Annotated in this window: 15 protein-coding genes; 6 read left to right on the forward strand and 9 right to left on the reverse strand. The window is 39.3% G+C overall.

Annotation, left to right across the window (positions count from 1 at the left end; all coding sequences use genetic code 11):
* Window position 1: 1 nt before the first annotated feature.
* From F909_RS11060 to rpoD, 4 genes are all read right to left on the reverse strand, one after another.
* Window positions 2–535, reverse strand: coding sequence for a hypothetical protein (locus F909_RS11060; protein WP_005150325.1), 534 nt, complete (start codon window positions 533–535; stop codon window positions 2–4).
* A gap of 81 nt (window positions 536–616) precedes the next feature.
* On the reverse strand, window positions 617–1,270 hold the full coding sequence (gene lipB, locus F909_RS11055; RefSeq protein ID WP_005150327.1) for a lipoyl(octanoyl) transferase LipB: 654 nt from the start codon (window positions 1,268–1,270) through the stop codon (window positions 617–619).
* A gap of 150 nt (window positions 1,271–1,420) precedes the next feature.
* The gene (locus F909_RS11050) at window positions 1,421–1,708 is read right to left on the reverse strand and encodes a YbeD family protein (RefSeq protein WP_004652212.1); all 288 of its coding nucleotides are present in this window, start codon (window positions 1,706–1,708) and stop codon (window positions 1,421–1,423) included.
* 129 nt (window positions 1,709–1,837) lie between these two features.
* The gene (gene rpoD, locus F909_RS11045) at window positions 1,838–3,724 is read right to left on the reverse strand and encodes an RNA polymerase sigma factor RpoD (protein WP_005150328.1); all 1,887 of its coding nucleotides are present in this window, start codon (window positions 3,722–3,724) and stop codon (window positions 1,838–1,840) included.
* Window positions 3,725–4,072: 348 nt separating this feature from the next.
* On the opposite strand from rpoD, the gene F909_RS11040 reads away from it, so the two are divergent.
* On the forward strand, window positions 4,073–4,279 hold the full coding sequence (locus tag F909_RS11040) for a PA3496 family putative envelope integrity protein (protein ID WP_005150329.1): 207 nt from the start codon (window positions 4,073–4,075) through the stop codon (window positions 4,277–4,279).
* Between the two features lie 71 nt (window positions 4,280–4,350).
* Window positions 4,351–4,875: a YecA/YgfB family protein gene (locus F909_RS11035; protein WP_005150330.1), complete on the forward strand. Its 525-nt coding sequence runs from the start codon at window positions 4,351–4,353 to the stop codon at window positions 4,873–4,875.
* A gap of 123 nt (window positions 4,876–4,998) precedes the next feature.
* On the opposite strand, the gene F909_RS11030 is transcribed toward F909_RS11035, so the two are convergent.
* Complete coding sequence (locus F909_RS11030; RefSeq protein ID WP_005150331.1) at window positions 4,999–5,604, reverse strand: LysE family translocator; 606 nt, start codon at window positions 5,602–5,604, stop codon at window positions 4,999–5,001.
* Between the two features lie 102 nt (window positions 5,605–5,706).
* On the opposite strand from F909_RS11030, the gene F909_RS11025 reads away from it, so the two are divergent.
* Window positions 5,707–6,600 (forward strand): LysR family transcriptional regulator, encoded by an 894-nt coding sequence (locus tag F909_RS11025; protein WP_005150332.1) that lies wholly within the window; start codon window positions 5,707–5,709, stop codon window positions 6,598–6,600.
* Between the two features lie 27 nt (window positions 6,601–6,627).
* On the opposite strand, the gene F909_RS11020 is transcribed toward F909_RS11025, so the two are convergent.
* Window positions 6,628–7,248: a DedA family protein gene (locus F909_RS11020; protein WP_005150333.1), complete on the reverse strand. Its 621-nt coding sequence runs from the start codon at window positions 7,246–7,248 to the stop codon at window positions 6,628–6,630.
* Between the two features lie 143 nt (window positions 7,249–7,391).
* The gene (locus F909_RS11015; protein ID WP_005150334.1) at window positions 7,392–8,324 is read right to left on the reverse strand and encodes an oxygen-dependent tRNA uridine(34) hydroxylase TrhO; all 933 of its coding nucleotides are present in this window, start codon (window positions 8,322–8,324) and stop codon (window positions 7,392–7,394) included.
* A gap of 109 nt (window positions 8,325–8,433) precedes the next feature.
* On the opposite strand from F909_RS11015, the gene F909_RS11010 reads away from it, so the two are divergent.
* Window positions 8,434–8,931: a DUF1289 domain-containing protein gene (locus F909_RS11010; protein ID WP_032877941.1), complete on the forward strand. Its 498-nt coding sequence runs from the start codon at window positions 8,434–8,436 to the stop codon at window positions 8,929–8,931.
* 71 nt (window positions 8,932–9,002) lie between these two features.
* Here the strand turns inward: F909_RS11010 and F909_RS11005 are convergent, their stop codons facing one another.
* Together F909_RS11005 and gltA are read right to left on the reverse strand one after the other, a co-directional pair.
* Window positions 9,003–10,766: a DKNYY domain-containing protein gene (locus F909_RS11005; RefSeq protein ID WP_005150336.1), complete on the reverse strand. Its 1,764-nt coding sequence runs from the start codon at window positions 10,764–10,766 to the stop codon at window positions 9,003–9,005.
* 119 nt (window positions 10,767–10,885) lie between these two features.
* The gene (gltA, locus tag F909_RS11000) at window positions 10,886–12,160 is read right to left on the reverse strand and encodes a citrate synthase (RefSeq protein WP_004652200.1); all 1,275 of its coding nucleotides are present in this window, start codon (window positions 12,158–12,160) and stop codon (window positions 10,886–10,888) included.
* 900 nt (window positions 12,161–13,060) lie between these two features.
* Between gltA and sdhC the strand changes: the two genes are divergently transcribed.
* Both sdhC and sdhD read left to right on the forward strand, forming a co-directional pair.
* On the forward strand, window positions 13,061–13,462 hold the full coding sequence (gene sdhC / locus F909_RS10995) for a succinate dehydrogenase, cytochrome b556 subunit (protein WP_050559990.1): 402 nt from the start codon (window positions 13,061–13,063) through the stop codon (window positions 13,460–13,462).
* Window positions 13,462–13,827, forward strand: a complete 366-nt coding sequence (sdhD, locus tag F909_RS10990; RefSeq protein ID WP_004652198.1) for a succinate dehydrogenase, hydrophobic membrane anchor protein — start codon at window positions 13,462–13,464, stop codon at window positions 13,825–13,827. The genes sdhC and sdhD overlap by 1 nt, the downstream gene beginning before the upstream one ends.

Here is a 13,827-nt window from a genome sequence, read left to right on the forward strand (position 1 = left end):
GTTATGCGCTCCGTTTGAGATATGATTTTGCGACTTTAAGATAGATATTTTTTGCACCCGTGAATTTTTCTTTGAATGTTAATTCAGCTGGGTAGCGTTTTACGGCAAGTGAAGCAATCAATTTAGGTAAGATCAAGGCTTCCATTTTATTCAGGCAGCGTACAAGACGGATGGCACTTGAGACATCGCCATCGGCGATCATACGGTCATTGGCGAAGGCTTGAGCTGTACTTTCCTGAAATGAAAAAACCAAGAAAGCATGAGTTAGATGCTTGAACGTAATGGTTAAATCAGGCTTACCTTTATAATTTGGCAAAAGCTCTAATTGTTTTTCTTCGGTTACTCGAGCAATAAATGCTGGCCCATTTGGAAAAACATTCATTGAAAGAATAAAACCAATAGGAAACTTTGAGACTTCCTGTTGGACTTCACTGTCTACTTGGCTTGCCATGACTAGGCCACGACCCACGACATCCATCATGAGTTTGACATAGGCAAATTGCAAAGTGGGCTTCACTGCTTTGGTCGAAATCACTTGCGTTTCCCTTGTTAAAATTATGCAAAAGCTAATTTAGAGTATTTACTCTAATTTATTTTATTAGAATTGAAAAGTAAATTATTCAGATTTGACTATAAGGTCATTAAAGAAATCTGTATTTTTTAGATAAGCGACGAAATCATGGTACAGTTGTTCAAAGCTTGGGTAATCTTGTAGCAAGTCTCGTAAGCGCACCATTTCTAAACCTGCATAGCCGCAAGGGTTAATGGTTTGAAAACCTGTTAGGTCGCAGTCGATATTAAGTGCAAGGCCGTGATAGCTACGACCGCGACGGATTTTAAAACCGAGCGAACCAATCTTTCGTCCGTCTACATAAACCCCAGGTGCATCTGGTTTGGCGTATGCATCGATATTGTATTGTTTGAGCAGATCAATCATGGCTTGCTCAGCAAACGTGACTAGAGTACGGACATGCCACTTCAAACGATTGAGATCTAAAAGAAAATAAGCCACCAACTGACCTTTGCCATGCCAAGTAACTTGACCGCCACGATCTGTATGAACAATTGGAAGGTTACTGTGCAGGAGGATATGCTCGGCTTTACCAGCTTGACCTTGAGTCAAAACATCTTGGTGTTGCAATAACCAAACTTCATCAGGTGTAGTTTCATCACGATGTGTTGTAAAGTCTTTCATTGCTTCAAAACGAGCCGTGTAATCTTGTAGATCATTGAAACAACGAATGATTAAGGTGGGTTTCGCAGCACTCATTACAGCAGAACTTCCTTTACAGTTTTTAATGGATCAATAGCTTAATTATGTAATGATTTGGGGAAGATAAATAGCTATTTATCAAAATGTTGAAGCTTATTTTTTAGTGCAAAAAAAATCCAAAACACTTTCGTATTTTGGACTTCTTTATTAAAGCGCTGTCTTAATTAAAGGACAGGCTGCAAGATCAGCGTATAAGGCATGAACTTGTTCCAACTCTTCAAAACGCAATTGTGCAGTTAAAGAGTGGTATTTGCCTGTACGTGATGGCTGAACTTTCACTGTGTCGCCATCAAATTCAGGGAAGTGCTTCTGCAAAATATCAACAACAGCCACTCGAAGTTCATCCCCTGCATTACCAATCAATTTGATCGGATAGTCCATCGGGAAAACCCAAAGATGTTCTTGCAATTCACGAGAAGGAGTGCGGTCTAACATGAGCAACCTCTTAATTTGAAACGCCTGCATCAGTGCAGGCGCTTTTGATCTAATACATAAATGGGGATGAAGTGTTGAACTTCAAGTCTTAAGTCAGGGCTTTAACCCTCACTCAAGATATCCCAAAGATTAGTCATTTTCCAAGAAAGAACGTAAGTGTTCTGAACGAGAAGGGTGGCGAAGTTTACGTAATGCTTTCGCTTCAATCTGACGAATACGTTCACGTGTTACATCAAACTGTTTACCAACTTCTTCTAAAGTATGATCGGTTGGCATATCAATACCAAAACGCATTTTCAATACTTTTGCTTCACGTTCAGTTAAGTTTTCAAGTACTTCACGTGTCGCTTCTTTTAAGCCTTCTGAAGTTGCAGCATCAATTGGAGAAGTGATGTTGCCATCTTCAATGAAGTCACCAAGATGCGAATCTTCATCATCACCGATCGGTGTTTCCATCGAAATTGGTTCTTTTGCGATTTTAAGTACTTTACGAACTTTAACTTCGTCCATTTCCAGACGTTCGCCTAATTCTTCAGGAGTTGGTTCACGGCCCATTTCTTGAAGAAGTTGACGAGAAACACGGTTGATCTTGTTGATTGTCTCAATCATGTGTACTGGAATACGAATGGTACGTGCTTGGTCTGCAATCGAACGTGTAATCGCCTGACGAATCCACCAAGTTGCATACGTCGAGAATTTATAACCACGACGGTATTCAAACTTGTCTACGGCTTTCATCAAACCGATGTTACCTTCTTGAATTAGATCGAGGAATTGCAAGCCACGGTTGGTGTATTTCTTCGCAATCGAAATTACCAAACGTAAGTTTGCTTCAACCATCTCTTTCTTGGCACGACGTGCTTTTGCTTCACCAACTGTCATACGTTTAGAGATATCTTTGATATCTTTAACATTTAGGCCAAGATCTTTCTCAATATCAGCAATCTTTTGTTGGAATGCCAATACATCAGGGCGAACTTTTTCTAAATGACCTTTGGTTTCCGCAGGCGCTTTTGCAATTTGTTCATCTAACCAAGCTAGATTTGATTCTTGCTCAGGGAAGCTAAGACGGAACTGATTACGATCCATACGACCACGACGTACGGCATAACGCATGATTTCACGTTCGTTTGAACGAATTTGCTCATGCGTACCACGAATCATTTCTGAAATGATTTCAAATAAACGAGGTGTGAATTTGAACATCATAAACACAGCAGCAAGCGACTCAAGCGCAGCGTCCGCTTCAGCACTGTTACGGCCGTGTTTTACGATGATTGCTTTGGTCTCATTCCAAGCATTTTCTAGCTCAGTGAAACGTGCTTTTGCAATTTCAGGGTCTGGACCAGAGTCACCTTCAGAATCATCATCACCTTCAGACTCTTCTTCTTCGTCATCATCATCCAGTTTGACATCTTTTGCTTTAGATGGAGATTTTTCATCCTCTTCTTCAAGCTCAGCTTCTTCTTCAAGAACTTCAGGAATTTCTTCATCAGATTCTGGATCTAAATAGCCAGAGAGAATATCGGCAAGACGACGCTCACCTGTTAAAAAGTCATTATATTCTTGTAAAACAACTTCAACCGCATTTGGCCAGTAAGCAATCGAATGTAAAACGTCACGAATGCCTTCTTCGATACGTTTTGCAATGCTAATTTCGCCTTCACGCGTAAGAAGTTCAACCGTACCCATTTCACGCATATACATACGCACAGGGTCAGTGGTACGACCAGGCTCACTTTCAACCGATGCTAATACGGCAGCAGCTTCTTCCTCAGCAACCTCATCGGCTGCTTCAGTTGATTCACCAAACATGGTGTCGTCAGTTTCTGGCGCACGTTCATGCACTGGAATACCAACGTCTTGAAGCATCTGAATGATGTCTTCAATCTGCTCACTTTCCGTAATTGAGTCTGGTAGATGATCGTTAACCTCAGCGTAAGTTAAATAACCTTGCTCTTTGCCTCGGCTAATCAGAGCCGCTACTTGCGAAGTAGGGGAATTCATATCGCTCATCTTTGCTTACTCTTTTGTTGAATCTGGGGCGGTGAAAAACCGTGCATGATAGCACAATTCACGATGAATGTTTTGGATTCGATCCGTTAACTTTAAAATAAAAATAGCTTTGTTTTCACCTTCGTTCCTTGAATATGGGGTTAAGTCATAATTTTTCAAGCTATCGATCTCTATTGCAGGACTTTTTTGATTGCTGTTGTGCTTAGATTATAAATACACAAAAAAACTGATGAAAAAAAGTACAAAACATCATTTTATAGCAAAAAATACAAATAAAACTTGACAAGGTTGGCTAAGACCGATAAATAGCGGCTAGACCCATTTATATTTTTTCATTAGAGGTACTTAGTGTCTTCTACAGATTTTGAATTAGATGATGATAACTATGGTGAAGATGATGCAGGTTTCGATGAGTCATCTGGAAAAATTACTGCCAAAGAATCATTAGAAAAGCGCCGTTTGATCGATGATCTCTTGGCTCAACGTCGTTTAGAGCGAGAATTAAAAGATTTTGATTACGATTTCGACGACGATGACCTTGGTGACGAAGACTAAGCAAAATTGCTGAGATTTTACGCCTGAAAATGTTATGCTGTTGCCGATGTATTTTTGAAATTGGATGAAGAATGAGCACGTTAGATTTAGACTTATTAAGTAATTATCTTGACGGTGATCAAAACGAATATGGTCTAGATTTCGCAGCGACTCATGGCTTTTTGTGTGCGATTGCGGTTGGACCAAAATTTGATCGTTGGTTGGATGAGCTTTTTGAGAGCAACCAAAAGAAATTGCCTGCTGAAATTATTGAGCAAATTCATGCATGGTTAGACTCTATTCGCCAAGATTTAGCGAATGAAAATGGAATCGAATTTCCATTTGAAATCGAAGAGGCGAGTGTAGAGTCTAGTCTTGGTGATTGGAGTGTCGGTTTTGTCGATGCCATGTTCTTAAATGAAGATGCGTGGTTTGCACCCGAGTTCGAAGAGCAGTTGATTGATTTAACACTGCCAGTAATGGTATTCAGCGGCATTGATGAAGAAGATCCACAAATGGAATCATTCCGTCGTAATGGTCAGTTGATGGATGAATTGGCGGAAGAAATTCCAAATAATTTAAATGAACTTTATCTCATGTATCACACACCAGCGTGATTGAAATGTTGAGCTACTGCAAGGGTGGCTCACGTATCGCATAACAGATTCAATATTAAAACGTCCCGCGTGGACGTTTTTTTATATCTGAATCTGTTGCTGCAAGTTTTTGGCTTGAATGGTTTAAAACGTAGTAAATAATAAACTCAGTCCTAATCCAGCTAAGATCATGCCAATACTTTGATTGATGCGGATTTGCTTGGCTAGAATTTTATTTCGAATCATAGGGGTGGAGCAAAACAGAGCAATAAGGGCAAACCAAAGCAGATGAGTTCCCGACATAAAAACGCTGTAGGCGAATAGCTTCACGCTGTTATTTTCTGGTGTCATGATTTGCACAAAAATACTCATCACAAACAGTGTGGTTTTGGGGTTTAAGCTATTGGTGAAAAAGCCCTGTTTGAATGCTTGCCAATGGGTTGTCTTTAAGCTTTTCACATCTAAATTGATTGGGGGTTGGGTAAAGGTCTTATAGCCGATATAAATTAAATAACTGGCACCAAGATATTGGATCAGGTGAATCAAACTCGGCAGATATTGTTGTAAAAAAGTGAGTCCAATCAAACTATAGCTAATGTGGACCCATACACCACAAGCAATACCATAAGCGGTATATAACCCTAGATTTCGACCATAGAGATAGCTGTTTCGGGTCACTAGGGCAAAGTCAGCACCAGGACTGATCACGGCAAGAACAGTGACTAAGCCCACCATTATGATTTCATTCACTCATTTGTTCCTAAACTGATTGCTATAATAATTGTTATATTTTTCATATATTTGTTATATTTAAAATCGAAATTAATTCTTGTTGATGCATGAGTTTTTGGAATGATAGAGCGTTTATCTTTGAATTCACTTAAGTTTTTTTATTATGCGGCGCGTTATGAGAGTATGACGGTTGCTGCTGAAAAACTGTATGTGACTCAAGGAGCGGTGAGTAAGCAACTTAAAAATTTAGAAGAAAGTTTGGGTTTTGCCTTATTTATCCGAGAAACGAGAAAGTTACGCTTAACTCTTGAGGGTGAGGCTTTATTTGATTGCTGTCAGCAGGTTTTTCAGCAGATTGACCAATGTTTATTGCAGTTAACACAACATACACAGGCGCAACGGAATCTGGTTCTTTCCTGTGAGCCGACCATTGCGATGAAATGGCTGATTCCTCGGTTGGTGCATTTTAAGCAGTTATATCCAGAGTTTGAGGTCAGTTTGTTAACGGGTGGCGGTGTTGTAGATTTTAAAGCACAAAACATCGATCTGGCTTTAAGGCGAGATGATTTTGCTTGGGGAGGGGCGATCTATAGCGAAAAAATAGCCGATGAACAGATGCTATGTGTAACAGCCAGCAAACATCAATCTTCAGCCAGCCAAATGTTTATTTCCAAGTCCAGAGCAAAATTATGGCGACAGTTTAGAAGCCGCCACTCAGAACAATTTAATGATTTCAAGCAATCTACGCTTGAGCATTTTTATTTGTGTATAGAGGCGTGTTTGGCAGGCTTAGGTGCGACTGTAGTTTCAGCTTACATGGTTGAAAGGGAGATTCAATATCAAATGTTAACGGCATTAACACCTGTCTATGCAGATGGTTCATCTTATTATCTATTGTCAGCTCACCCCTTTGAAGATGATATAAGAAAATTGCTGCTCAGGGATTGGCTTAGAGATGAAATGAAAAAGAGCCAGTTAGGCTTTACCTCATCAGACCAAAAAAATATTGAATGACAATGCAGTTTGAATAGCCGTAGTTTGTTATTTCTGATCTGATTTCACAAGATAAAACTTTTTCAACGCCCACCATGCAATGTAGAGAATGACAATTGCTAAAATCAGGTAGCTGATACGCTGCATGATTGCGTTCATTAAAGCTTGATTTTCGCTGAAATGAAAGCCGATATAAGCTAAAAAGCTGGTCCAGATCACGGTGCCTGCAATGCTATAAAACATAAACTTTGCAAAAGGCATCTTACTCATGCCGGCAGGAATACTAATTAAAGAACGCACTGCTGGAATCATTCGCCCAAAGAAAACAATGCGATGTCCATGTTTATTAAACCACATTAAGGCTTTTTCTAGGTCGGCTACCTGAATACGTAAGTATTTTCCATAACGCGCTATGAAATTAAATAGACGTTGCTGAGGAACTTTTCGTCCTACCCAGTACAGCAGCATTGCGGCGAGAATCGAACCCGCACTGCCCGCAATAATGACACCAATAAGGGTGAGTTCGCCTTTTGATGCAGTATAACCCGCTGAAGGCATAATGATTTCAGATGGAATAGGAGGGAAGACATTATCCAGAAACATTAAAAATGCGATACCTAAATATCCAAGTTTCTCCATGATCGATAAGACCCACTCTTCCAGTCCCATAATACCCTTATATGATTCATTTGATTGTTGTTTTTAGCATAGTTGTAGTTGATGTTATGCTCAATAGTCGAATCGTTACATCATTTTTATCAGCTCAATAAAAAAGCCATAGTTGAACTATGGCTTTTTTAGTTTTCTTTAGCTTATAGGCGTTTACGTTTTGCTGCTGCAATTTGTGATTGGCGCATACGGAAGCCTGCTTTTTGCTTGTCCGTAGTTTTATCAATACAGTAAACACAAGAAACACCGTGTTCATAGCTTGATAACTCTGCTTCAACTTTGGTCAGTGGCCAACCGCAAGCATGACACTTGATGTTTTCACCTTCTTCAACACCGTGTGTAACCGCAGTACGGCCATCAAAAACGAAGCATTCACCTTCCCACATGCTTTCTTCAGCAGGGGTTTCTTCTAAGTATTTAAGAATGCCACCTTTGAGGTGATAGACCTCATTAAAGCCTTCTTGTAAAAGTAATGAGGTTGATTTTTCACAACGGATACCACCCGTACAGAACATCGCAATTTTTTTATCTTTGTGTTGTTCGAGATTTTGTTTTACATATTCAGGAAATTCACGGAATGATTCTGTTTTAGGATCGACAGCACCCTTAAATGTCCCCGCTTTGTATTCATAATCATTACGGGTATCGATGAGGATTACGTCATCACGACTAATCAGCTCGTTCCATTCTTTAGGATCGAGATAGTGACCGACTAAATCGCGCGGCTTCACTTCTACACCTAAAGTTACAATTTCATTTTTAAGTTTAATTTTCATTTTACGGAACGGTTTTTCAGAGCTTTCAGACTCTTTATATTCCATTGCGTTAAACCCTTCGTTCAAAAGGAATTGATGAACTGAATCAATTGCGGCACGATCGCCTGCAACTGTACCGTTAATTCCTTCAGAGGCTACAATTAGAGTTCCACATAAATTGATGTTCTTCACTAAGTCCAAAAGACGTTGTTGCAGGTCTGCTGCATCTGAAACTTCTTTAAATTGATATAGTGCTGCAACAACCCAATTATTGGTCGCTTGCTGTTCTACAGGTGCAAGCTGTTCTACAGTAGCGTTCATGGATAACTCCAAATGTATTAAGATAGAAAAATAAGGCGCATATTTTAGCGCGAAATCTGAAAATAAGCGAGAAAACCATAAAATAAATATGGTTTTAGAGGAGTTGGTTTTGAGTAATGATCGTCGAATCCCATCATTGACCCCATGTGCAGGGCGTTGTTCAACGGTATTTGGTGATCTGGTCTGCCGTGGCTGTCGCCGCTTTAATCATGAAGTGATTCAGTGGAATACTTATACAGCAGAGCAGCGTTTGATGGTGTGGAAGCGTTTAGATGCGCAACTGGATCAAATTCTGGTGCCTTTGCTGCCTCATGCGAATATACAGCACATCGAGGGCTTTATTCAGAATAAACGGATCCGTGTCTTAGACAGCGCCAGTAAGGGGCGTAAGCTGTACCATGCTTTGAAGATTTGTGAGAAGAATAAACATTTGGCGCATGAGAGTGGTCTTGGAATCACTGATTCACAAGTCAAACCCATCTGGGATGAGTTTGAGCGTCGTGTATTGGCCTTGGCCAAGGCCAGTTACGAATTGGCTTGGTTACGTGCTGATGGCATCAGCAATACCTTATTGCGTGCATTAGAACTTGAAGAAGATGAGATTTAAGCAATCACATGGTGTAAAAAATCTTATCAATAATGAAGTTTGTTGATAAACATCTTGTTCATATTTTGAGATTATTTGATCTCCCTGTTATCAATCAGGTTGGATAGTTTTAAGGCACTTGGATTGCGGGTAAAATACTGAGCCATGATCTGTTGATCTTGTTCACGAATCAGGCTGATTTTAAAACCATGTGTGGTGGTTCCAGAAGAACGTCCTTTCGTTCGATAGAGCTTTTCAGTAATTATGTAACTATGTTGCCCATCACTTAAATGTCGATCAGCTAAAACTTTTAATCGTACAGGCTGCTGAAAATGGTACAGCACTTTAAGTTGTTGATAGAACTCGTCATAGACATAAACGTGTTGCTGATCTACAAAAAGATAGCTGAAATTTCCGGGGTAGGGTTCACTGCTTTGACTGCCAAGCAGTTGCAAATGTGCTGTATCGACTGACGTAGTTCCCCAAAACTTATACTCAGCGATATGTGGTAGCGGATGGTCATTTAAATAAAAAGATTGGCCGTCTGTTGCTAGGTTGAGGTTCTGACTAAAACGATTACTGCCTTTGAAAATTTGAGTCTGTTGTGCGTTTAGCTTGTCCAGCTTCGTATCTTGATAATAAACATAGCGGTGATCGTGAATATATTGGCTGCTATTTGGAAATGCTTGGCTCTGTTGTGGATTTAGATCTGTTAATGCTTTTGTTTTGTAATAGACTTGTTGATCATCTTTGGCATAAAAATATACTAATGCATTGAAAGTGGGGTGCAATATTGCTGCAAAGTCAGCCGCATTCGCGTTGACCAAGTGTTTATCTCGAAAGTAGACCTGTTGATGATCTTTGCTAAAGTCATTACCCAAATAAAGTGTTTGCGCAGGCTTTAGCTGAGACAAGATATGGTTTTGCCAGTAAACATGTTGTGCTGTTTTACCAACATTGCTATACAGCTCATCTGCACGGTTGGGAAGGTTGCTCAAAGCTAAACCAGTAAATTGATCAGCGCTGACTTGAGGCAGTAAAAAAGTACCTTGACCTTGTTTAAAAATATAGACCTGATTCTGGAAAGTTTCAAAATTCGTCCCAGAAATCGACTGTGTTTGTTGATGGGGTAAGTTGATGCTGCCATCGTTAAATTCATGCCAGAGTAAAGAGGCGATAAAAAGGCTGAAGCTGGTTAAAATAACAAGGATGAATCCTGTCGTAATCCATTTCTGTTTTCGTTGAAAAGCAGTTAGCGCTTGTTGATCTGCAATCAGGCTGATGATGTTAATATGAGTTTTCTTGTTAATGTTTGCGTTACTGATACGTTGTAACTGTTGCTGCTTCGCTAGAGCTTCCAGCTTTTTCCAAAAATTTAGAAAATCAGTGTGCTGCTGAGTTAAAGAAACAGGCCACATCCAAGAGTTGAAATAAAAAAATTGTTGATAGGGTTTGGATTTACTCAAAAGATTGAAACTGTGGATTTGAGTATGTCGCTGTTGAAGTTGTATTTGAATCAGCTCTTGCCAACTGAAAAAATTAGCTTCAGTAGAGCTATCCAATGAGATGCCTTGCTGATGCAACTTGAGCGTGATCGAGCGTTTAAAATACTTCTGATAAAACTGGTTATACAGATACACAATCGTTATCAATAAAACTAACATCAAAGCAATATTGAGTAATTGGGCGAAGAAAGGGAGAAATTGATAAAGATAGTACAGGCTTAAATCATAACTAAAGTAAACGAGTAAGAGCCACGTCAGTATGATCATCAATAAAAACAGCATAAAGGAAGCAATTTTCATTTGAAAGACGGGCAATGTGACTTGCATCAAAACAGTAGTTTTTTTGATCATCGGCTCAGTAAATTAGTTCTGTAAAAATGAATGTTGTTTAAGTCTTCTTTTTTGAGCATAACCGATAAAAACAAAAAAAAGGATGCAGAAGCATCCTTTTTTATTAACGTTAATCGAAATTAACGTTTGATGTCGCGCTGCGTCGAGCCTGTGTAAAGCTGACGTGGACGACCGATCTTGTAAGGACCGCTGTGCATTTCTAACCAGTGGCTGATCCAACCAACAGTACGTGCAAGCGCGAAGATCACCGTAAACATACCTGTTGGGATACCAATCGCTTTTAAGATGATACCTGAGTAGAAGTCTACGTTCGGATAAAGTTTACGTTCAACGAAGTACGGGTCGTTCAGCGCAATACGCTCAAGTTCCATTGCAAGTTGCAACTGTGGATCGTTGATGCCTAATGCAGCAAGAACTTCGTCACAAGTTTCTTTCATCACTTTCGCGCGTGGATCGAAGTTTTTATAAACACGGTGACCGAAGCCCATGAGTTTAACTTCTTTGCGTTTTACTTTTTCCATGAATTCAGCAACGTTTTCTACGCTACCAATTTCATCTAACATTTTAAGTACAGCTTCGTTTGCACCACCGTGAGCAGGTCCCCAAAGTGCTGAGATACCAGCAGAGATACATGCATACGGGTTTGCACCAGTAGAACCAGCAAGACGAACTGTAGAAGTAGATGCATTTTGTTCGTGGTCAGCATGAAGCGTGAAGATACGATCCATCGCACGAGCAAGAACTGGGTTTACTTTGTAATCACGGTCAGCAGGTGTAGCAAACATCATATGTAAGAAGTTTTCTGCATAACCTAAGTCATTACGTGGGTAAATGAATGGTTGACCTACTGTATATTTGTAGCTCCACGCTGCAAGCGTAGGAATTTTCGCGATTAAGCGAATTGCAGTAATTTCACGGTGGTTTACATCTTCGATGTCTAAACCATTGTGATAAAACGCAGATAACGCACCAACAACACCAACCATTATAGCCATAGGATGAGCATCACGACGGAAACCATTGAAGAAACGGCTTACTTGATCATGAACCATAGTATGGTTGCGTACTTTAGCGTCAAATTCTGCTTTCTGTTCAGCATTTGGAAGCTCGCCATTTAACAATAAATAGCAAGTTTCTAAGTAGTCTGCTTGAGTCGCTAATTGATCAATTGGATAACCACGGTGTAATAACACACCTTTGTCACCATCAATGAATGTGATCTTAGATTCGCAAGCAGCTGTCGCCATAAAACCAGGATCGAAAGTAAAGTGACCTGATGCTAATACATCTTTAACGTCAATTACATCTGGGCCTAATGTGCCGCTGTAAATTGGTAATTCAATTTCTTTGCCATCAAGCTGTAATACGGCTTTTTTGCCAGTTGCTGCAGACATTCAATAGATCTCCTGTCCTGGTGAATGATTATCTGACTCGAAATACTAATCTTGTCATGTGCGAATCAGACGGTGTCAAAATTTGCTATAAGATTAGTGGTTACTAAAATTTTGTCAATTATACTTAGGGATAAAAAATGACGTTGCTACAGTCAATTAGTCATTCAGTATCGAAGAAAAAACTGAGTAAAATCACAGCACCGGTCGAGTATAATATGTCAAATCAAGTTTCAGGTGCATAAAAAAAATGAAGCATCAGTCCAATTGTAAGTAAATTTTTATTTGGGAAGGGGAGCACTACTTATAAAATAAATACTTATCTTGGTTAAAACCCCTATATTTCTCGTTGTTTACTCTTAAACGGTCATTCAAAAATCATTTAAAAACATGATCTGTCACATCATTATTGATTCATTGTGGTGCGATTAATTGTATAAAAAATGACTTGTTGATTTTGGTTAATTGAATGATAAAAATAGATTATCAATTTATGATATTTAAAATAAAAATGAGGGCTATTATTTAAAAGTATGTATCACGTTGCGAAATTGTGCTGATTTAAAGCCGAAAAAGCTGTTTTTTGATAAATATAAAAGAAAAGAATTTATAAAATTAAAAAGTATCTATAAAAAATAGTATTTTATTTTTATCATTACAAAACAATTAGATAGTTGTTTTTGTCTGAATTTGTTGATTTTATCGCCGTTATTATGTGCGTGAATGATTCTTATTTAAAGTTTTTTTCGACTAAAGCGAAAGTTGATTGTTTGTATTTTGATATTTCACGTTTTATAATTCGGTGTCGTTATATAGGTTAGGCATGTGCTGTGTTTGCCTAACAATGCCAGCTTTCCTTTGAATTAAGTCAAACAAACTCCAGATGGAGTTTCTACCTACAGGATGCCCGCTGTGAAAAGCAACAGACCTGTCAATTTGTCCATGGGTCAGGTATTAGCGGTAAATTTACGCTCACCCGTGGCTATTGCCTCAATTCTACACCGTCTATCAGGTGTAATCGTTTTCGTATTAGTTGCAGTTCTTTTATGGATTTTGGATAAGTCTTTATCTTCTCCAGAAGGATTTGACTACGTTAAAAATGTCGTTTTCGGAAATATCATTGTACGTTTCATCGTATGGGTATTTGTAGCTGGCTTGATTTTCCACTTTATCGCAGGTGTGAAGCATTTACTTGCTGACCTCGGTTTTGCTGAAGAACTTCAAAGCGGTCGTATCGCTGCTACAGTTTCATTAATCTTGTCTGCGATTGGTATTGTCGCAGCATTCGTATGGATTATGTTCTGATGAAAAGTGCTACAGGTTTAACAGGTTCAGGTTCTCGCGATTGGTATATCCAACGTGTCAGTGCTGTAGTGTTAGCTGCATACACTGTGGTTTTGTTTGGCTGGATCCTTTGCAATAGCGGATTTGGTTATGAACAGTGGGCTGGCTTTATGCTGACTTTGCCAATGAAGATTTTCTCTTTATTAGCAGTGTTATCGCTCGTTGCACACGCTTGGATTGGTATGTGGCAAGTCTTTACAGATTATGTAACGACTCGTCAAATGGGCCCTTCAGCTTCAGGTTTACGCCTTGTACTCACTTCTGCTGTCATTATTTCAGTGTTCGTGTACGCAATCTGGGGTATCCAGATTTTCTGGGCAAATTGA

The organism is Acinetobacter sp. ANC 3929, assembly GCF_000369405.1.
Taxonomy (GTDB): Bacteria; Pseudomonadota; Gammaproteobacteria; order Pseudomonadales; family Moraxellaceae; genus Acinetobacter.

Excerpts from the sequence above, each read along its gene's own strand:
- lipB (WP_005150327.1), bottom strand. The coding sequence starts at position 1,270 with ATGAGTGCTGCGAAACCCACCTTAATCATTCGTTGTTTCAATGATCTA.
- F909_RS11005 (WP_005150336.1), bottom strand. The coding sequence starts at position 10,766 with ATGATCAAAAAAACTACTGTTTTGATGCAAGTCACATTGCCCGTCTTT.
- F909_RS11050 (WP_004652212.1), bottom strand. The coding sequence starts at position 1,708 with ATGTTAGACCGCACTCCTTCTCGTGAATTGCAAGAACATCTTTGGGTT.
- sdhC (WP_050559990.1), top strand. The coding sequence starts at position 13,061 with ATGCCCGCTGTGAAAAGCAACAGACCTGTCAATTTGTCCATGGGTCAG.
- F909_RS11025 (WP_005150332.1), top strand. The coding sequence starts at position 5,707 with ATGATAGAGCGTTTATCTTTGAATTCACTTAAGTTTTTTTATTATGCG.
- F909_RS11015 (WP_005150334.1), bottom strand. The coding sequence starts at position 8,324 with ATGAACGCTACTGTAGAACAGCTTGCACCTGTAGAACAGCAAGCGACC.
- F909_RS11035 (WP_005150330.1), top strand. The coding sequence starts at position 4,351 with ATGAGCACGTTAGATTTAGACTTATTAAGTAATTATCTTGACGGTGAT.
- F909_RS11020 (WP_005150333.1), bottom strand. The coding sequence starts at position 7,248 with ATGGGACTGGAAGAGTGGGTCTTATCGATCATGGAGAAACTTGGATAT.
- gltA (WP_004652200.1), bottom strand. The coding sequence starts at position 12,160 with ATGTCTGCAGCAACTGGCAAAAAAGCCGTATTACAGCTTGATGGCAAA.
- rpoD (WP_005150328.1), bottom strand. The coding sequence starts at position 3,724 with ATGAGCGATATGAATTCCCCTACTTCGCAAGTAGCGGCTCTGATTAGC.
- sdhD (WP_004652198.1), top strand. The coding sequence starts at position 13,462 with ATGAAAAGTGCTACAGGTTTAACAGGTTCAGGTTCTCGCGATTGGTAT.